The organism is Formivibrio citricus, from assembly GCF_900115065.1.
Lineage (GTDB): Bacteria > Pseudomonadota > Gammaproteobacteria > Burkholderiales > Chitinibacteraceae > Formivibrio > Formivibrio citricus.
Map to the genome: position 1 here is coordinate 28,336 of NZ_FOVE01000016.1, position 19,787 is coordinate 48,122.

Annotated in this window: 15 protein-coding genes; 7 read left to right on the plus strand and 8 right to left on the minus strand. The window is 57.8% G+C overall.

Features of this window, described 5'->3' with window-relative positions; translation table 11 throughout:
• The first annotated feature begins 42 nt into the window (after positions 1-42).
• From BMZ36_RS10775 to BMZ36_RS10785, 3 genes are all read left to right on the plus strand, one after another.
• On the plus strand, positions 43-1,008 hold the full coding sequence (locus BMZ36_RS10775; RefSeq protein ID WP_245747902.1) for a peptidoglycan DD-metalloendopeptidase family protein: 966 nt from the start codon (positions 43-45) through the stop codon (positions 1,006-1,008).
• A complete protein-coding gene (rpoS, locus tag BMZ36_RS10780) occupies positions 1,005-1,982 on the plus strand; it encodes an RNA polymerase sigma factor RpoS (protein ID WP_091196012.1) in 978 nt (325 codons plus the stop codon). The genes BMZ36_RS10775 and rpoS overlap by 4 nt, the downstream gene beginning before the upstream one ends.
• Positions 1,983-2,181: 199 nt before the next feature.
• Complete coding sequence (locus BMZ36_RS10785) at positions 2,182-3,117, plus strand: DHH family phosphoesterase (RefSeq protein ID WP_091196017.1); 936 nt, start codon at positions 2,182-2,184, stop codon at positions 3,115-3,117.
• Between the two features lie 86 nt (positions 3,118-3,203).
• Here the strand turns inward: BMZ36_RS10785 and BMZ36_RS10790 are convergent, their stop codons facing one another.
• The 3 genes from BMZ36_RS10790 to BMZ36_RS10800 all read right to left on the minus strand — a co-directional run bounded on the left by BMZ36_RS10790 (position 3,204) and on the right by BMZ36_RS10800 (position 5,991).
• The gene (locus tag BMZ36_RS10790; RefSeq protein WP_091196020.1) at positions 3,204-3,977 is read right to left on the minus strand and encodes a ParA family protein; all 774 of its coding nucleotides are present in this window, start codon (positions 3,975-3,977) and stop codon (positions 3,204-3,206) included.
• 119 nt (positions 3,978-4,096) lie between these two features.
• Positions 4,097-5,506 (minus strand): PhoH family protein, encoded by a 1,410-nt coding sequence (locus tag BMZ36_RS10795; RefSeq protein WP_091196025.1) that lies wholly within the window; start codon positions 5,504-5,506, stop codon positions 4,097-4,099.
• Between the two features lie 26 nt (positions 5,507-5,532).
• Entirely contained in the window at positions 5,533-5,991 is a 459-nt protein-coding gene (locus BMZ36_RS10800; protein ID WP_091196028.1) for a peroxiredoxin, read from the minus strand.
• 146 nt (positions 5,992-6,137) lie between these two features.
• On the opposite strand from BMZ36_RS10800, the gene dcd reads away from it, so the two are divergent.
• The 4 genes from dcd to BMZ36_RS10820 all read left to right on the plus strand — a co-directional run bounded on the left by dcd (position 6,138) and on the right by BMZ36_RS10820 (position 11,253).
• Positions 6,138-6,713 (plus strand): dCTP deaminase, encoded by a 576-nt coding sequence (gene dcd / locus BMZ36_RS10805; RefSeq protein WP_091196031.1) that lies wholly within the window; start codon positions 6,138-6,140, stop codon positions 6,711-6,713.
• A gap of 102 nt (positions 6,714-6,815) precedes the next feature.
• Entirely contained in the window at positions 6,816-7,172 is a 357-nt protein-coding gene (locus tag BMZ36_RS10810; protein ID WP_091196034.1) for a carboxymuconolactone decarboxylase family protein, read from the plus strand.
• Positions 7,173-7,280: 108 nt separating this feature from the next.
• Positions 7,281-8,660: a cysteine--tRNA ligase gene (gene cysS / locus BMZ36_RS10815; RefSeq protein WP_091196038.1), complete on the plus strand. Its 1,380-nt coding sequence runs from the start codon at positions 7,281-7,283 to the stop codon at positions 8,658-8,660.
• Positions 8,661-8,898: 238 nt separating this feature from the next.
• A complete protein-coding gene (locus BMZ36_RS10820) occupies positions 8,899-11,253 on the plus strand; it encodes a serine/threonine protein kinase (protein ID WP_091196043.1) in 2,355 nt (784 codons plus the stop codon).
• A gap of 207 nt (positions 11,254-11,460) precedes the next feature.
• Here BMZ36_RS10820 and malQ read toward each other — a convergent pair whose 3' ends face one another.
• From malQ to BMZ36_RS10845, 5 genes are all read right to left on the minus strand, one after another.
• Positions 11,461-13,023 (minus strand): 4-alpha-glucanotransferase, encoded by a 1,563-nt coding sequence (malQ, locus tag BMZ36_RS10825; RefSeq protein WP_091196047.1) that lies wholly within the window; start codon positions 13,021-13,023, stop codon positions 11,461-11,463.
• Between the two features lie 118 nt (positions 13,024-13,141).
• A complete protein-coding gene (locus BMZ36_RS10830) occupies positions 13,142-13,621 on the minus strand; it encodes a hypothetical protein (RefSeq protein ID WP_091196054.1) in 480 nt (159 codons plus the stop codon).
• Positions 13,622-13,821: 200 nt separating this feature from the next.
• Complete coding sequence (locus tag BMZ36_RS10835) at positions 13,822-14,100, minus strand: HU family DNA-binding protein (RefSeq protein ID WP_091196057.1); 279 nt, start codon at positions 14,098-14,100, stop codon at positions 13,822-13,824.
• A gap of 181 nt (positions 14,101-14,281) precedes the next feature.
• Entirely contained in the window at positions 14,282-18,169 is a 3,888-nt protein-coding gene (hrpA, locus tag BMZ36_RS10840) for an ATP-dependent RNA helicase HrpA (protein ID WP_091196060.1), read from the minus strand.
• A 227-nt stretch (positions 18,170-18,396) separates the two neighbouring features.
• Positions 18,397-19,743, minus strand: a complete 1,347-nt coding sequence (locus tag BMZ36_RS10845) for an adenylate/guanylate cyclase domain-containing protein (protein ID WP_177187863.1) — start codon at positions 19,741-19,743, stop codon at positions 18,397-18,399.
• Positions 19,744-19,787 lie beyond the last annotated feature (44 nt).

Below are 19,787 nucleotides of genomic sequence, written 5' to 3' on the forward strand. Positions count from 1 at the left end.
GCAACCATCAGGAGAAAACCTTTGCGCAGGATCCCTAGTTTGTTGTCCCTTCTGCTACTGGCTGGCTGTGCTGCGCAACATGCGCCGGCTCCAATTCTTGAACGTCCGATCCCCTCCCGGGGCAGTCAAAACACGATCAAGCCTGTCCCTTCGGCCTCTTCCGTTGCTGTTAGCAGGTCGGACGATGGCCGCCCAGGAACCTATACCGTCAAAAAGGGCGATACGCTTTACCGGATTGCGTTCGAACATGGATTTTCCTACCGCGATCTTGCCGCGTGGAATAATCTGGCCAACCCCGATGACATCAAAGTCGACCAGGTCTTGCGCCTGACATCTCCCGGCGAATCGGCCGATGGCGTCGAGGTGCGGCCATTGCAGGATACGGCTCGCAGCGCACCCGCCGTTACCTCTGCCAAGCCGATGGAAACCCTGGCCTACCCCAAGGCCATCAAACAACCCTACAGTCAGAAAAACGCTGAATCCATTGGTAAACTGGCCGAGGGCGGCTCGGCACGCACAGCCGTTGCAAGTCGCGCTGCCGCAACACACGCATCTTCGCCAAGTACCGTGAAGATCGTACCAGCGGAGAAAAAATCTGCGGCCAGCGAAACGACCCCTGCCATGCAAAATGGCAATTCCGGACACGACTGGATTTCTCCGACTCCGGGAAAACTTCTCAAATCGTTCTCTGATGAAACAAAAGGTGTTGATATTGGCGGCAAAATGGGGCAATCTATTGTTGCGTCAGGGGCTGGTAAGGTGGTGTATGCAGGAAGTGGGCTGCGCGGCTACGGAAAGATGGTAATTCTGAAGCATAATAACGAGTATCTGTCAGCTTACGCACATAACAGCAAGTTACTGGTCAAAGAGGGAGATGTAGTAAAAAGAGGGGAAAAGATCGCGGAGATGGGCAATACCGACACCGATCGGGTCAAACTGCACTTTGAAATCCGCAGATTTGGCAAGCCGGTGGATCCTACAAAATTCATTACGGTAGATAGACCATGAATGATCAGATTGATGTACTGGACGACGATGAGCTCCTGAGCGAGGGGGCTGAAGCAGAGGTTGGCGAGGGAGACGCAGAGACCGATGCAGAGCTGGAACAGGAACAAAATCAGGCAGAAGAGACCACGGCGTTTACCGGCGACAGCACCGGTGACGTCACCCAGATTTATCTGAACGAAATCGGCCATAGCCCCTTGCTGACGCCTGACGAAGAGCGATCACTGGCTCGCAGGGTGGTGCAGGGCGATTTTGAAGCGCGGCAAAAAATGATCGAGCACAATCTGCGGCTCGTCGTGAACATTGCCAAGCACTACATCAATCGTGGCATGACGCTGCTCGACCTTATCGAAGAGGGCAACATCGGCTTGATGCATGCCCTGGAAAAATTCGATCCGGAGCGCGGATTCCGTTTCTCGACCTATGCCACCTGGTGGATACGCCAAAGCATCGAGCGCTCGATCATGAACCAGTCCCGTACCATCCGCTTGCCGGTTCATGTCATCAAGGAACTCAACGTCTACCTGCGGGCGCAACGGCACCTGGAGGCTCGCATGGGCCAGGAACCCACAGTGGAAGATATCGCCAGTCTGCTGGGCAAGGACGTGGAGGAAGTCCGCCGCGTCATGAACCTTAACGAACGTGTTGCATCGCTGGATGCGCCGCTGGATATCGATCCGATGCTGACCATCGGTGAATCCATTCCGGACGATCAGCATGAAGGCCCGGAAACCCTGTTACAGAACGCCGAAATCGAACGCTATGTGCGAGAGTGGCTGAAACAGCTTTCCGACAAACAACGCATGGTTGTTGAGCGTCGTTATGGCTTGAACGGTTATGAAATCTGTACCCTGGAAGATTTAGCTGCCAGCCTGAGCCTGACCCGTGAGCGCGTAAGGCAGATCCAGATTGAGGCGCTGGAGCAATTGCGTCGCATACTCCGGCGCTACGGCGTTTCAAGGGACGTGGTTTTTTGATTGAGCCAGCATGAGACCCCGGTGTTGTCCGGGGTTTTTCGTTGATGGGATCGGAGAATCTTGTGGTCGCGAAAGACTGGGCTTTGCTCTAGTCTTGAAATGCAGGGATCTGCTCGGGACGCATCTCGCGACAGAAAGCGAACAAGTTTTCAAAGACGGGCAGATTATGAATGATCCGGATGTACCGAAAGGATAAGCGATGTCTGATACCAACAAGTTTCGCCTTGTAACCCGCAGTGATTTTGATGGCTTGGTTTGCGCAGTGCTTTTGCGTGAATTGAATCTTATCGACGACATTCTTTTTGTTCATCCCAAAGACATGCAGGATGGCAAAATCGCCATCACCAAGCGCGACATCACGACCAACCTGCCGTATGTTGCCGATGCGCGACTGGTCTTTGATCACCATTACTCGGAGACCCTGCGCAACGATGGTGAACATGCCAATCACATCATAAATCCCGACGCACCTTCGGCTGCTCGTGTTGTATACGAGTATTACGGCGGTAAAGAAGCTTTCCCGACGATCAGCGACGACATGATGATCGCAGTCGACAAGGCTGATTCAGCGGCTTATACCATCGACGACATCCTGGAACCCAAGGACTGGGTACTGCTCAATTACCTGATGGATGCCAGAACCGGCTTGGGGCGTTTCAAGGACTTCCGTATTTCGAACTACCAGCTGATGATGGATCTGATTGCCTACTGCCGCAATCACACGATTGAGGACATTCTGAAACTGCCGGATGTTCAGGAGCGTATTGCGGTGTACAGGGAGCATGAGCCGCAGGCGCGCGAACAGATTTTGCGCTGCAGCCGCGTATACGACAATCTGGTTGTTCTGGATTTGCGCAACGAGGAAACGATCTATGCCACGAACCGTTTCATGATTTACGCGCTATTCCCGGACTGCAACATTTCGATCCATGCAATGTGGGGAATGCGTCAGCTCAATACTGTTTTTGCGACCGGAAAGTCCATTGTCAATCGCACCTCGCATACCAACATTGGCGAACTGATGCTGGAATACGGGGGGGGCGGACACGAAAATGCGGGCACCTGCCAAGTCCCGAACGAAGATGCTGAAAGCATATTGCGCGAGCTGATCCTGAAGATCACAGCCGAAGGATGAGATTGTTTTCAGAACCAGTTTACGCATCTGCAATGCGAGCCCCTCATCAGGGGCTCGCGGTTTTTGAAAGAAGGGGGAATTGGTCTTTACCGATGAGGCAAGACTAACTGACCGCTTTCCAGCAATTCATCCAGCAAGTACGAAAAATCATCGCTGGCGGCGGCGTTGGGGTCGAAAGAAAAGATATCAGCTCCCCAGCCAATGGCTTCGACGAGTGACTCGTGTTCCCTGATGCGAGCTTTGAGCACCTGTCCCGGGAAATGGTTTTCCAGTTCTTCCGTGACATTTTCAACCGTGCCGCGCCCTGGAATGTAACGGTTAATCAGATAACGACGTTCCTTTGGCCCCGAGAGCTTTTCCAGACCGGCCAGTGTCCGGCTCAGGATCTGGGCGCCATTCAGCGCCAGATATTCGGCGGCAACGGGAATCAACACCAGATCGGCAGCAAAAAGTGCAGAGAAGGACAAGATACCGAGCGCGGGGCTGCAGTCGATGATGATCGGTATCCCGCTTTGCTCCAGCATTTCTGCTTCAATGGCCTGTTTCAGACGTCTGAGATTTGCCTGTTGACGAGACGGAATGACGTCGACTCGCGCCAATTCGAGATGAGCAGGTATGAAGCGTATGCCGTCGTTCAGAGAAACGGCCAAGTCAAGCAGGGATGATTGTCCTTTGTAGAAGGACGAAATACTGGCCGGGGATTTGGGGCGTTGTTGCCACAAAGCAGTCAGGTGGGCTTGTGGATCGAGATCGATGACCAGCGGCTCGACACCGTTCTTGGCAATAGCTGCTGCAAGGTTGGCGGCGATAGTGGTTTTGCCGACCCCGCCTTTCTGGTTGAAGACTGCAATGACCGTCATGCTGGTTCCCGATGAAGCGTGGAGTCTGCGGTTATAGCGTATCCCGCGCAGGAAGCAAAGTATCAGCCGACAAAACCGAAAAAAGCAAACCGGCGGGGCTATGCCCGCCGGCTTCTTGGTTACAGAACCTCGGCCGCGTAATCGGCCAGGCGCGAGCGCTCGCCACGAGTCAGCGTGATGTGCCCGGAATGATCCCAACCTTTGAAACGATCCACGACATAGGTCAGCCCGGAAGAGCCCTCGGTCAGGTATGGTGTATCGATCTGGGCGATGTTGCCCAAGCATACCACCTTGGTGCCGGGGCCGGCCCGCGTGATAAGGGTTTTCATCTGTTTGGGCGTGAGGTTCTGCGCCTCGTCGATGATCAGGAACTTGTTGAGGAAGGTGCGCCCGCGCATGAAGTTGAGCGACTTGACCTTGATGCGACTGCGGATCAGGTCGCGCGTAGCGGCGCGCCCCCAGTCACCCCCGTCGTTGTCGGTCTTGTTGAGAACGTCGAGGTTGTCTTCCAGTGCGCCCATCCAGGGCTGCATTTTTTCCTCTTCAGTGCCCGGCAGGAAGCCGATGTCTTCCCCGACCGGAACCGTCACGCGGGTCATGATGATTTCGCTGTAGAGCTTCGATTCCAGTGTTTGCGTCAGCCCGGCAGCCAGGGTGAGCAAAGTCTTGCCTGTACCAGCCTGACCCAGCAGCGAGACGAAATCGATCTCCGGGTTCATCAACAGATTCAGGGCGAAATTCTGCTCGCGGTTGCGCGCCGTTATACCCCAGATGGCGTTCTTGTGGTGCGAATAGTCTTTCAGGCTTTCAAGTTGTGCGGTCTTGCCTTCAATGGAAAGCACGCGAGCCAGGAATGACGGCTCCCCGCTCTGGAACAGCAACTGGTTGGGGTGCAGGTCGGTGCTGTCCGGGCCGGTCAGGCGCCAATAGCTACGCCCGCCTTCCTGCCACGACTTCATGTCCTTGCCGTTGCGCTCCCAGAAATCCTGGTCGATTTCCTGCATGCCGGTGTAGAGCAGGTCGGTGTCTTCCAGCACCTTGTCGTTGAAATAGTCTTCGGCCGACATTCCAAGCGCCCGGGCCTTGATGCGCATGTTGATGTCTTTGGAGACCAGGATGACATGGCGCTTGGGCTGCAACTGCTGCAGGTGATGCAGCACCCCCAGGATCTGGTTGTCCGCCTTGCCCATGGGCAACTGGGAGGGCAGGGTGCTGGTGGTAGCTTCAGTCTGCAGAAAAAGCCTCCCGGTAGCTTGCCCTTTGCTCGCTGCTTCCAGTGGAACGCCTTCCTGCAGGACATGCTCCTGTCCGCTGATCAATTCTTCCATGAAACGGCTGGCCTGACGCGCATTACGGGCAACTTCCGACATGCCCTTCTTGTTGCTGTCCAGTTCTTCCAGCGTCACCATCGGCAGGAAAATGTCATGTTCCTCGAAGCGGTAAAGCGATGTGGGATCGTGCATCAGCACGTTGGTGTCGAGCACGAAAAGCTTGGTAGTTCCGTTTGCCTTGCGCTTGCGGGCGGCCATGGTATGTTCTCCCTGTGTGACGACAATTATTCGAGTGTTTGTACAAAAGCCAGCACTTCTGCAACGTGGTCCGGCACCTTTACACCACGCCACTCGCGCAGGATCTCTCCGTTGCGGCCGATGACGAAAGTGCTGCGTTCCACGCCTTGCACCTCTTTACCATAGAGTTTTTTGGTTTTGATGACATTGAACGCCTGGCAGGCAATTTCATCCGGATCGGAAACCAGATCGAACGGATAGGCTTGCTTGGCTTTGAAGTTCTCGTGCGATTTGAGGCTGTCGCGCGACAGCCCGAACACCTTGCACCCAGCGGCCAAAAAGGCTTCGTGTGCATCGCGAAAATTGCCGCCTTCCGTGGTGCAGCCCGGCGTGTTGTCCTTGGGGTAGAAATAGAGCACGAATTTTTGCCCTTTCAGGCTTTCGGTATCGAACATGCCGTTGCTGGTCATCGGCAGGCGCAGGGCAGGGCAAGTTGTGTTGGTCATCGGTGTTCTCCTGTTTTGATTTTGGTCGATGGGAAGTGCTTGGGCAAGCAGTGTTATCGATTGTCCGCATCCTTTGTTGGCTGGTGTATCCAGCCGCACGACGGCGGTCTAGAATGCTCGGATTCAATGGATATGGTGTCAGGATCATGAGCATCAAGAGCGACAAGTGGATTCGCCGCATGGCGCAGCTGCACAGCATGATCGATCCGTTCGTGCCGGGGCAGGTCAAGATGGTTGATGGCCAGCGCATTGTTTCCTATGGCACATCCAGTTACGGCTACGATATTCGCTGTGCAGACGAATTCAAGGTGTTCACCAACCTCAACAGCACGATCGTCGATCCGAAGAATTTCGATGAAAACAGCTTTGTCGACGTATCCGGCAAAGGCTACTGCATCATCCCGCCCAACTCCTTCGCACTGGCCCGCACCGTCGAATACTTCCGCATCCCGCGCAACGTCCTGACGGTCTGCCTCGGCAAATCCACCTACGCGCGGTGCGGAATCATCGTGAACGTCACGCCATTCGAGCCGGAATGGGAAGGCTACGTGACGCTGGAGTTTTCCAATACCACCCCGCTGCCGGCCAAGATCTATGCTAACGAAGGCGTGGCGCAGGTGCTGTTCTTCGAGGCGGATGCCGACGATGTCTGCGAGACCTCGTACCGGGATCGTGGCGGCAAGTATCAGGGGCAGGTGGGCGTGACTTTGCCCAAGACTTGACTGAACTCACAAGGCCGGTTCGCCGGCCTATTTTGATGATTTACAGTATACAAATAAATATAATAATATCCGGCAATATCCACCAGTCGCAGGAAAAGCAAAATGACCGCAAGCTACAAGGAACTGGCCTCCCAGATCGGCGGCAAGCTCAAGGAATTCAACAAGGACATTCCGGAGACGATGCAGGGCTTCATGCAGATGTCGAAGGCCACACATGCGGATGGCGCGCTGAGCGCCAAACACAAGGAACTGATCGCCATGGCCATCGGCATTGCCGCGCGCTGCCAGGGATGTCTGGCGTTCCACGCCCAAACCTGCGTCAAGATGGGCGTGACCCGTGCAGAGTTTGAAGAGATGATTCAGGTCGCGGTATACATGGGCGGCGGCCCGTCGCTGATGACGGCAGCAGAGGCGTTGATTGCTTATGAAGAATGCGGCGGCGAAAAAGCCTCTGCTTGATGCGGTAAGCCTGTGCCTCCAAAAACGACGCGGCGCAGTTATGAAACTGCGCCGTTTTCATTGTGGCTTCTTTGGTAGAATGCCGCTTTTAACGTGATTCGAACCGCCATGCTGACCGTCTACAACACCCTTGCCCGCGAAAAACAGGAATTCCGCCCCATCGAACCCGGCAAGGTGCGCATGTATGTCTGCGGCATGACGGTGTATGACCTCTGTCATGTCGGGCATGCGCGCATGCTCTCGTCATTCGACGTGATCTATCGCTGGCTCAAGGCATCGGGTTTTGATGTAACTTATGTGCGCAATATCACGGACATCGACGACAAGATCATCAAGCGCGCCGCGGAAAACGGCGAACCGATCGAGGCGCTGACCGAACGGACCATCCGCCTCATGCAGGAGGACTGCGCTGCACTCAGCTTGCTGCCGCCCACCGTTGAGCCGCGCGCAACCCTGCATATCGACGACATGCTGGCGCTGATTGGCAAGCTGATTGCCAAGGGGCGCGCGTATCCGGCCAGTAATGGCGATGTGTACTACGCGGTGCGCGAATTTCCAGGCTACGGCAAGTTGTCCGGCAAGTCCCTGGAAGACCTGCGTGCCGGCGAGCGCGTGGCGGTGGATGAATTCAAGCGCGATCCGCTCGACTTCGTGCTGTGGAAAGCCGCCAAGCCGGGCGAGCCCTACTGGGATTCGCCGTGGGGCAAGGGTCGTCCGGGCTGGCATATCGAATGCTCGGCCATGAGCTGCCGCCATCTGGGCGAGCAATTCGACATCCACGGGGGCGGGGCCGATTTGCAGTTCCCGCACCATGAAAACGAGATTGCCCAATCCGAAGGTGCGCATGACCACGGTTATGTGAACTACTGGCTGCACAACGGTTTTGTGCAGGTCGACGGCGAGAAGATGTCCAAATCGCTGGGCAATTTCTTCACAATCCGCGATGTGTTGCAGCATTTCGACGGTGAAGTGATCCGCTATTTGATCGTCCGCGCACACTACCGTAGCCCGATCAATTTTGCCGATACCCTGCTGGAAGATGCACGCCAGGGGCTGACCCGTCTTTACACGGCCTTGAAGGGGATTGAGCTGCCTGCGGCAGGGGAAATCGATTGGGCCAACCCGTTTGCCGCCCGCTTCAAGCGCGCGATGGACGACGACTTCAATACGCCCGAAGCAGTGGCGGTGCTGTTCGATCTGGCGGGCGAAGTCAACAAGACCAAAGACGCGGCGATTGCACTGCTGCTCAAGCAACTGGGCGGCATTCTGGGCTTGCTGGATCGTGATCCGGTCGCCTTCCTGCAAAGCGGCGTTCCGGTTGCCGAGGGGGCTTTGACATCGGAAGAGGTCGAAGCGCTGATCGCCGCGCGCAAGACTGCCCGTGCAGCCAAAGATTTTGCCGAATCGGACCGTATCCGCAAGGAACTGGACGATAAAGGTATTCTGCTGGAAGATGGGCCGCAGGGAACGACCTGGCGCCGGAAGTAGGCAGCTACGCCTTCGCATCTGGCAGTCGGGCGGTGCTCGGAATCCTCATGTACCCCCTGTACATTCAGGTTCCTGCGCTCCGTCCTTCTGCCACCTGCTTTGGCTTGCTCGCCTACTGTAAAGAGTCTCAAAACCGGCTTGGCAGACATCCAACGGCCGCTTCGGCGGCCGTTTTTTTGCCTTCTGGTTTTCGGTAATCGCTATACTTCAAAACATCCATTGGGAGACGACAGGCAACATGGCTGAACTGGGTGGTGGGCGTTTTCGCATTGAGCGCAACCTTGGGCAGGGTGCCCAGGGATCTGTTTTTCTGGCTCACGATACCCGGCTTGACCGCAAGGTGGCCATCAAGTTGCTGCGCCCGGACCAAGCACCGAAGAGCCTGGATGAAGCCCGTTTGGTCAGCAAACTGCAACATCCCAATGTGGTAGCGTTGCATGACGTGTTTATCGAAAGCGGCCGAACGGGATTGGTGTTTGAGTACGTAGAGGGTGAAACCCTCTCTGAATATCTACGGCGCGAAGGTGCGCAGACCCCAGTCCGTGCTGTCGAACTGATGCTGGGAATCCTGGATGGTTTGGCCAGCGCCCATGCGCAGGGAATCATCCACCGCGACATCAAGCCGCAGAACATCATGATCGATAGCAGCGGCCGTCCCCGTATCATGGATTTCGGCGTGGCGACCCGCAATGCCGGCGAATCCGGCATGACAGGAACCGTCGGCTACATGGCGCCGGAAATGCTCAAGAACATGCCGGTAGAAGCGCAGGCGGACATTTTCGCTGCCGGGATGACGCTCTACCAGATGCTGACCGGCCGGTTGCCGGTAGAGGGGGGATCGCTCTTTGCCACGCTCAATCGCATTGCCAACGAAAAGATCGCACCGCCTTCGTCTATTCGTCCCGGGATTGACGAACAACTCGATCATCTGGTGATGGTGGCCCTGTTCAAGGAACCGCAGGAACGATACGCCAACGTTTCCGCCATGCGCGAGGCATTAACGGACTGGCTGGAGGCCGGCAAAAACGAGCCGGCAAAAGAGGGCGCGGGCGGCAGTCGCAACAGCACGCTGGATTTCCTGCTGCGCCGCATGAGCCACACGGCGGATTTTCCCGCGCTCTCCCAGACAATCAGCGCCATCAACCGCATCAACAATTCCGATTCCGAGCGTCTGCAGAGCCTGTCCGCAGCAATCCTCAAGGATTTCTCGCTGACCAACAAATTGCTGCGTATCGTCAATTCGGCGACTTATGGCCAGTTCGGCGGCGCGATCAGCACGGTTTCGCGTGCCATCGTAATCCTTGGTTTCGACCACATCCGCAATCTGGCGGTGACGCTGCTGCTGTTCGAGCACATGCGCAACAAGACCCAAGCCGAGCAATTGCGCGAAGCTTCGCTGAAGAGCTTTTTCGGCGGTCTGTTGGCAAGCACGCTGGGCAAGAAAAGCGGTTGGCGTGAAGTCGAAGAGCTGCAGATTTGCGGTATGTTCCATCACTTGGGCAAGCTGCTGACGCTTTACTATTTCCACGAGGAAAGCCAGCAGATCGCCAAGCGAGTGGAGCAAACCGGGGAGGACGAGCAGGTCGCGGCCGAGGCCGTTCTGGGAATCAGTTATCAGGATTTGGCTGTGGGCGTGTCGGGGAGCTGGAATTTCCCCGAACGCATCGTCGGCAGCATGCGCCCCATGCCGGAGGGGCCGATCAGGCAGCCCCAGTCCCAAATCGAAAAATTACGCTTCTTTGCCAACCTGTCGGGCGACCTGTTGCCCCTGATCGAGCAATCGCCGGCCAATGCGGACAAGTTCCTGGCCAAGGTCATGGGCAAGTATGCCAAAGTGGTCAACTGGCCGGCCAGAGATTACCAGGGCATGATTCAGGAGGCGGCAGACCATTACCTGCATTACCTGTCCATCCTCGGTGTCGAGCAGCGCGGCAGCAGTTTCTGCAAGCGTCTGCGCCAAACCGCTGGACACGCGCCCGCGGCCGATGAAGCAGGCTTCGCGACCGGGGATGTCGGGATCGAAGAAGCACTGCAGGCTGCTGAAGTACAGGCCGAGGATTCGGCTCCGCTCGACCCCGCGGCCATTCTTTCCGCTGGCGTTCAGGACATCACCAACACCTTGGTGAGCAACTTCAATCTCAACGATCTGCTACGCATGACCCTTGAAACCATGTACCGCGGCATCGGCTTCGAGCGCGTGATCTTCTGTACGCGCGACACCAAGCGCCCGATGATGCTGGCGCGCTTCGGCTTCGGCTTGGACATTCAGCAAATAACAGCGAAATTCAGCTTCGACATCAGCCAGACCAATGACGTTTTCCAGCTTGCGCTGGCGCGCAACGCCGACGTGCTGATCGAAGACATCGACGCCGAATCGATCAAGGCGCGTATCCCGTCCTGGTACAGGGCAGCGGTTCCCGCCAAAACCTTCATTGTTTTTCCTGTCGTACTCGACAAGAAACCCATCGGTCTTTTCTACGGCGACCGCACGCAAGCCCACTCGCTCAAGATCCCCCCGGAGCAATTGAACCTGCTCAAGACCTTGCGCAATCAGGCTATCTTGGCGATCCGCCAGAAACAGTTCGGCGGCTGATTTATCTTGAATTTCTCACCACAGAGACACAGAGACACAGAGGCAAAGCAAGCAGGGCGGAAAAGCGGAGCGCCTTCCGACAGTTGCATGTCGGATGGCGCCTGCGGCTTATCCAACCTACGCTTGTTCATCCATCAAGTGAGGTAATCTCAAGGCATAAGAGCCCATTTTTCTCTGCGCATCTGTGGTTCAACTGAAGTTTTCGGATCAACGGCTTTTGTCGTTGCAGTCCAACACCACTCTGCCATACAACTCGCCCAGCTCACGCAAACTCACCGCGCTTTGCCGGTGCAGGTTTTCCAGTTGCCCGGCGCTGTAGCGCCATTGCCAGTTGCCTTGGGCCACGCCGGGCGTATTGAAGCGTGCGTTTGAATCCAGCGCGAGCAAATCCTGCAGCGGAATGATTGCGAGCTTGCAGACCGACTCGTACGCGGTGCGGATGAAATCCCAGGCAATGTCTTCCCCGCTGACGCGCAGGTAGCGGCGCACATGGTCGCGTACCTTTTCGTCGGCGTGCGCGTACCAACCGCGCGTGGTGTCGTTGTCGTGGGTACCGGGGTAGACAACACAATTGGCGGTCAGGTTGTGCGGCAGGTAATCGTTGTCGGCATCACCGCCGAAAGCGAATTGCAGGATCGCCATGCCGGGCAGCCCGGTCGCATGGCGCAAATCGTGCACGGAAGGTAGAAGGTCGCCGAGGTCTTCGGCAATCAGCCGCGCGAGCGGAAATTCGCGCGCTACAGCAGCAAAGAAGGCCAGCCCCGGCCCGTTTTCCCAACACCCGGTCTTGGCACTTAGGGCATCGGCGGGAATGGCCCAGTAGGTATCGAAGGCGCGGAAGTGGTCGATGCGCAGCACGTCGCACAGCTCAAAGTTGGCGCGCAGGCGCTTGCGCCACCAACTGAAGCCATCCCGCGCATGCGCCTCCCAGTCGTAAAGCGGATTGCCCCAAAGCTGGCCGTTAGCGGAAAAATAATCGGGCGGCACGCCGGCCACGCACTGCGGCTGGCCGGTCTGCGGGTCGATCCGGAACAACTCCGGACGCGACCAGACATCCGCGCTGTCCGGTGCGACGAAGATCGGAGCATCACCGATGATCTCGATACCGCGCGCCTTGGCCTGCGCCCGGACTTGTTGCCATTGCCCGAAAAACAGGTACTGGAAAAACGCATGCGCCTCGGCACATTCCGTCACGCTGGCCGGCAACTGCGCTAAATCGACACGATGCAGGAAACGCTGTTCCTCCGGCCATTGCCACCACGGCAGGCCGCCATGATGTGCCTTGAGTGCGAGGAACAAGCAGTACGGCATCAGCCAGTCGCGGTGCGCTTCCTTGAATGCCGGATAATTGCCGTAAGGCAGCCCGCCATAACCCGCCTGGGCAAAGGCATGGAAAGCCTTGAACAGCACTGGCCACTTGCGCAGGTACAACTCGCCGAAATCGACGTGCTCCTGCGGCAACTCGGCAAGTGGCAAGAGATCGGCGGCATCGAGCAAACCGTGTTCCTGCAACGCTACCAAATTGATGAGATAGGGATTGCCGGCGAACGCGGAAAAGCACTGGTAAGGCGAATCACCAAAGCCTGTCGGCCCAAGCGGGCAGACCTGCCAGTAACGGATACCGGAATCGGCCAGAAAATCCAGCCAGCGCGTAACGGCGTCATCCAGCACCCCGCTGCCCTGTGCGCCGGGGAAACTCGTCGGATGCAGCAGGACGCCTGCAGCGCGGTGCTGGAGCCAGTTGAACAGGGGAGTGGAGTTTGCGGGCATGTTTGGGTTGTGAGTCAGGGTCGATTCGCAATGTATGGATTCGCGAAGCAATCCGCCAAGAGGTACTCCAAGCAACGGAGCAGGCCGAGTCACTATTGCTTCAATTCTGCCTTACGGGTTAAGCCAATCCTTTATAACCTTTGTTTTCTATCTCCAAATGTTGCGCAATCTGCTCGCAGCAGGATTCGGCAACAGATATGTTTTTTCCAGTCTTGTAAGCAAGTTTGAGCAACTCTGTTGTTTCATAGCCATGTGTACCTACCTCGACGATCAGGTATGTTTGCCAGCCCCCCGCTACTCTGGCCCGAACCCAAGCAACGCCCGACAACTCTTTGTGCTTTTCTCTCACTAGCCATCCAAGAAAGGTGGTGTAGGTGGCCACAAATTTCGGGGATGCAGCAAGCGCATTTTTTTGTCTAAACCCCGCTAACACTACAAGTACCAAATAAATGGTGCAAATTACGATTAAAGCAGTTAGTCGATACCTGGAGTGGGCAAACAATATCCACAGTTGCGCAGACGGAGCAAGTAGTCCTCCGGTAACCAGACACCAGCGCGTTCTTTCTATCAAAGGGTAGGATGTGAGTTCGACAACCATATTGGCTTTTTAGAATAGTGGTTTCGTAGGGCGGGTCATTGACCCGCGCTGCGCAATGTTTGTTTAGCCTTCGGCAATCTTGATTCGGCGGGTTACGCCTGCGGCTAACCCGCCCTACCATCGGACTTTCTTCGTGGTGCCGCTCAATACGCACAAAGCGGGCCGCCCAAGCAAGCCCGCTTTGTTTGGAGCCAAACAGTTTACTGATCGACCGTATCGCGCAGCAGCTTGGCAGCGGCAAACGCAGGGACTTTGCGCGCCGGGATCTTGATGGTGGCGCCGGTGGCAGGGTTGCGACCCTCGCGGGCGGGTTTTTGCTTCACGGTGAACTTGCCCACGCCGGGCAGGACGAATTCGCCTTCTTCGACAAGACTGGCGCGCAGGATGTCGCCAAGGGCTTCGACGAAGGCTTCCGTCGTTGCGCGGGATTGGTTGGTGTGGTCGATCAGGGCATCAATCAGTTCTTTTTTGGTACGCATCGGGTTTCTCGCAAACTGGGGTTGTCGGAGGGCGGTCGGCTGTGCCTTTGCATCTGGCGGTCGGCGGAGCCCGGAATTCTCATGTACGCCATGTACATTCCGGTTCCTGCGCCACCTGCTATGGCCCGCTCGTCTGCTGAAGAAGCTCGGAGCACAGCACCCACCAGCATAGCAGGTGTTTTTAGCGTCGCGTAATTTCTTCCCATATTTTTGCCAACCGTTTGCCGGATACCGGGTAAGGTGTGCGCAACTCCTGTGCAAACAGCCCCACGCGCAGTTCCTCGATCATCCAGCGGAAGGGCAGAAGCGGGGCGGTGTCGCGGCCTTCAGCCTGCCATTTCCTGATCTCGGCCTCCCATTTGCTCCAGAGCGCGGCAACGTCGGCGGCGCGTTGTGCATCGCGCGCCGGGTTGGCGGTGCGTTTTTCGCTGCGCAGGCGCATGGCTTTCAGATAGACCGGCAGGCGCGGCAGTTGTTCCCACGGCGTGGAGCACAGGAAGCCCTTGTAGACCAGTTGCCCCAATTGGGCCTTGAGTTCATGGGTAATGGCACCGGGTTTGGCCAGCAGTTGATTGAGCGCCACATATTCGGCGGTGACTTCGCCGAGGCTGCGCCACGCGGCATCGCGCACCGAGGGCAGGCGCACCTTGGCGCGGTTTTTCTGGTCGTCGAAGTCTTTTTTCTTGCGCGGCAGTTCGTCTTCACCGAGGAAGGCGCGGTCGCAGATGCAGCCGACCAGATCGTCCATGAGATCGTCGCTGTTGGAGAGCGCGCGCAGCTGGATCGCGAACTGGTTGAAGTTGGCAAAGCATTTGGGCAGTTGCTTGATCTGCTCCTTGAGCTCGAACGACAGCAGCTTGAGCACGCCCTGGCGGTGCGCTTCGGCGGCGGCGTGCTCTGTGTCGAACAGACGGATCGCCACCGTATCGTCTTCCGGCACCAGCGCCGGGTAGCCGTTGATGGTCTGCCCGTGGCGCTTGAAGGCGATTTTTTCCGGCAAATCGCCAAAATCCCATTTGGTGATGCCGTGTTTTTCGATGGCCGGACGCTCTTCAGCCGTATCGCGGAAGGTGATCTGCGCGGCTTCGCCGAGTTGCGCGCGCAGCGCGACCAGATCGCGTCCGCTGGCGAGCTCCTGTCCGGCATCATCGACGATGCGGAAGTTCATTTTCAGGTGCGGCGGTAGATCGCTGCCGTCGAACTCTTCCACGCTCACAGGCTGGCCGATGCCGCGCGTAACGGCTTGGGCAAGCTGAGGCTGCAGCGGCGCGCTGCGCTCGGCACGGTCGAGTTCGAGCAGCATCCGGGTGGCAAATTCCGGCACCGGCACGCATTGGCGACGGATGGCTTTGGGCAGCGATTTGACCAGCGCCGTGACCTTCTCGCGCAACAGACCCGGCACCAGCCAGTCGAAGATCGCATGGTTGACGCGGTTCAACAGATGCAGCGGCAGCGTGGCGGTCACGCCGTCGAGCGCATGGCCGGGGTCGAAGCGGTAGGCGAGCGCGATTTCGGCATCGTGCAGGCGGAAGGTGGCCGGGTATTGTTCTTCCGTGACGCTGGAGGCGCTGTGCTGCATCAGGTCGTCGCGCGAGAGGAACAAGAGCTTGGGGTTGGTCTTTTCAGCCTCGCGCCGCCAGGCTTCAAAACCTGAACCATTGATGATTTCTGCGGGAATGCGTGCATCGAAGAAGGCGAACAAAGCTTCTTCATCGACCAGCACGTCCTGGCGGCGCGCCTTGTGTTCAAGTTCCTCGACTTCGAGCAACAGTTCCAGATTGTGGTCGTTGAACTTGCCCTTGGTATTGAAGTTGAACTTCACCAGCCCTTCGCGGATGAAGATTTCGCGGGACTCCTTCGGGTTGATGCGGCCGTAATGCACGCGTCGGCGGTTGACGATGGGCAGGCCGTAGAGCGTCACGCGCTCGGTGGCCATGACCTGTGCGCCGTCTTTTTCCCAGTGCGGATCGAAATACTGGCGGCTGACAAGGTGCGGGGCAAGTTTTTCCACCCACTCCGGTTCGATGGCCGCCACGCAACGTCCGAAGAGCTTGCTGGTTTCCACGAGTTCGGAGGCGACAATCCACTTCGGGCGGTTCTTTTTCAGGCACGAGCCGGGAAAGACCGAATACTTGATGCCGCGCGCGCCAAGATATTCGTCCGAATCGGTGCTTTTCATGCCGAGGTTGCCAAGCAGACCGGTCAGCAGGGCCTTGTGAACTTGCTCGTAGGTGCCGGGCTTGTCGTTGAGGTGTAATTCCAGCTCCTCGCAGATGTCGAGCAATTGCCGGTGCAGATCGCGCCATTCGCGCAGGCGCAGGAAGGAGAGGAAATGCTCGTGGCAGAGGTTCACGAGCTGGCGGTTGCTGGTCTTGCTGGTCTCTGCTTCGGCAAAGAAATCCCAGAGCAGCAGCCATGACAGGAAGTCGGACTTGTCATCGCGGAACTTGGCCTGCATGCGGTCGGCGGCATCGCGCGCATCGAACGGGCGTTCGCGCGGGTCTTGCACCGACAGCCCGGAGGCGATGATGAGGATTTCCTTGAGGCAGTTCTCGTCACGACCGGCCAGCAGCATGCGGCCGAGCTTGGGATCAACCGGCAAGCGCGCGAGCTGTTTGCCCAAGGGGGTGAGTTCGTTGGTTTCAGTGACTGCGCCGAGTTCATGCAGTTGGGCATAACCATCGGCAATCAGGCGGCCGGAAGGCGCTTCGATGAACGGGAATTCGTCGACGCGACCGAGCTTGAGTGCTGCCATTCGCAAAATGACTGCAGCGAGTGACGAGCGCACGATTTCTGGATCGGTAAATTCGGGGCGGCCGGTGAAATCCAGTTCAGAATACAGGCGCACGCACACACCGGCGCTAACCCGGCCGCAACGACCGGCACGCTGGCGCGCGGAGGCTTGCGAAATCTTTTCCACCAGCAACTGCTCGACCTTGGCGCGCGGGCTGTAGCGGTTGACGCGCGCCAGGCCCGAGTCGATCACGTAGCGGATACCGGGTACGGTGAGCGAGGTTTCGGCGACGTTGGTCGCCAGCACGATGCGCCGGCCATTGCCGGGGCGGAAGATGCGCTGCTGGTCTTCGTTCGACAGGCGAGCGAACAGCGGCAGAATTTCCGCGCCCATGAGCTTGGCGCGGCGCAACTCTTCGGCGGTTTCGCGAATCTCGCGCTCGCCGGGCAGGAAGACGAGCACGTCGCCCGCGCCATCCTTGCGCCAGAGTTCTTCGACCGCGGCGACCACGGCCTCTTCCATCTCCAGTTCCTGGTCGTCTTCGTCCTCACTGCCGAGCGGTTTGAAGCGCACTTCGACCGGATAGGTGCGCCCGGATACTTCCAGGACGGGGGCGTTGTTGAAATGACTGGAAAAGCGTTCGGCGTCAATGGTTGCCGAGGTGACGATGACTTTCAGATCGGGGCGCTTGGGCAGCAACTGCTTGAGGTAGCCGAGCAGGAAGTCGATGTTCAGGCTGCGCTCGTGCGCCTCGTCGATGATGATGGTGTCGTAGGCGTTGAGGTATTGGTCCGACAGCGTTTCGGCGAGCAGGATACCGTCGGTCATGAGCTTGATGTAGCTGCTGGCGGAAGACCTGTCGGTAAAGCGCACCTTGAAGCCGACCGCGCTGCCGAGCTCGGTTTGCAATTCCTGCGCAATGCGGCTCGCCACCGAGCGCGCGGCGAGGCGACGCGGCTGCGTGTGGCCGATGAGGCCGTGCACGCCGCGCCCGAGTTCGAGGCAGATTTTCGGTAGTTGCGTGGTCTTGCCCGAACCGGTCTCGCCGCAGACGATCACGACCTGATGTTGCGCGATGGCGGTCTTGATCTCGTCGAGTTTCTGGCAGACTGGCAGCGCGTCGTCGAAGGTCGGGCGGGGCAGGGCGGTGCGGCGTGCCGTGACGATGGCGCTTGATTTGGCAATGCCGTCTTCGAGACCAGTCAACAACTTGTCGATGGGCTGCTTGCTTCTCATGCGCTCCCGGATTTGTTTCAGGGAGCGAATCAGGCGCTGGCGGTCAACGGCAAGGCAATTGTCGATCTGGCGGTAGAGTTCTGCGAGAGAGTCGGACATGGACGGGTAAGCTTGATCTGCAAGGGCGAGATTCTACCATCCCGTACCCGGCGTGCCGCGCTAGTAGTCAGTCACGCAGGTTCGCGTGGATACCGAGGCGCGCATCTGCGCCCCATGCGCACGAAGTGAACCGCAGCCATAGCATGGCTATGGCGAGGATGAGCAACGCAGCCAAGGGGGCGAAGACAAGCTTTATCGGTTCGTTCATTTGCGAAGCAGACCACTAACTATTTTCGTACCAATGTCAGAGTGCAAGGGCGCGAACCGAATGCGCCTTTGCCCTCGTAATAATCGCCCGAGAATTTTCCGGTGAAAGTGCCCGTAACCGGTCGGCCCAGAAATTGAGGATGAACGGATAGCGTGTGCCCGGTCAGAGTCAGTGTGCCGTTATCCTGAATCTTGCCGTCGAGCTTTATGTAGCCGGCTCTGTCGGATTTTCCGCGCTCGATCTTGACGATGTTTTGCGAGATTTTGGTTGGAAAAGTTCTGAGGATGCCCTCGGTTTCTTTCCATTTGTCGCAGTTGACAAGTACATTCCAGCTGCCGTCAAAGTTTTGTGCGGCCTTGGGCTGCACCGGGATGCGCGATGCTTCCGGCGCCGGTTTTGCAAGATGCTGCTCGACGGGCCTGCTGGCAACCACGGGAGCGACAACAGGGGCCGGTTTTACCGGCTCGGCGGTGGCCGGACGTTTTGCCGGCGCGACTTCGACCGCTTTGACAGGCGACAGGGCGGCCTTGCGCAGGCTCTCTATCCGGGCCCTGGCAACATCGCTGAACATGCCGGCCGGATATTGCTTGAGATAGGCCTCAAGCTCGGCGGGATTATTGCTGGAGCGCACCGTATCCCAGAGCAGCTTTTCGCGTTCTTCATGGTGTTGCACCCCGCTGGCTTGTTCGTTGCCGGCAGACGGTACGGGAGGCTGCGGTTTGATTTTGGGCAAGAGGATGCCCCCCCCAGCCAGCAGTGCGCCGATGGCGGCGGTAATGCCCAGCCAGCGCCCGAGCGAACTGCTCCGGGGAGTGCTCGCGGGCCGCGCATTCATACCTTTTCCGGGCGCCAGGCCGAATACGTGCACAGGGCGGGAGATGTTTTTGAGTTCCTTTTCGCCCAGATCGACAAAGCCCAGACTCAGCTTGCCGATGACCTGATCGTAAACCGCAGAGGAAATGCAGACACACCCCGGCTCGGCAATGCTTTCCAGCCGTGCCGCGATGTTGACGCCGTCGCCCAGCAGGTCTTCGTCCTTGACGACGACATCGCCGAGATTGACACCGATGCGGAACAGCAGGCGCTGTTCTTCCGGAAGGCTGTCGTTGCGGGTCTTGAGCGCATCCTGGATTTCCAGCGCGCAGCGCACGGCATCGACCGAACTGGCAAACTCCGCCAGCACGCTGTCGCCTGCGGTCTTGAAGATACGCCCGGAGTGAAATTCAATGATGCCGTCGATCACGGAACGGTGCGCGGCCAACACGCGCAGCGTGCCTTCCTCGTTTTCGCTCATCAGTTTGCTGTAACTGACGGCATCGGCGGCCAGTACTGCGACCAAACGGCGATTGACAGGGGTAGGGGCCATGACGTTCATCTTCCATGTGCAGATGCTTGAATTCTAGTCGCGAT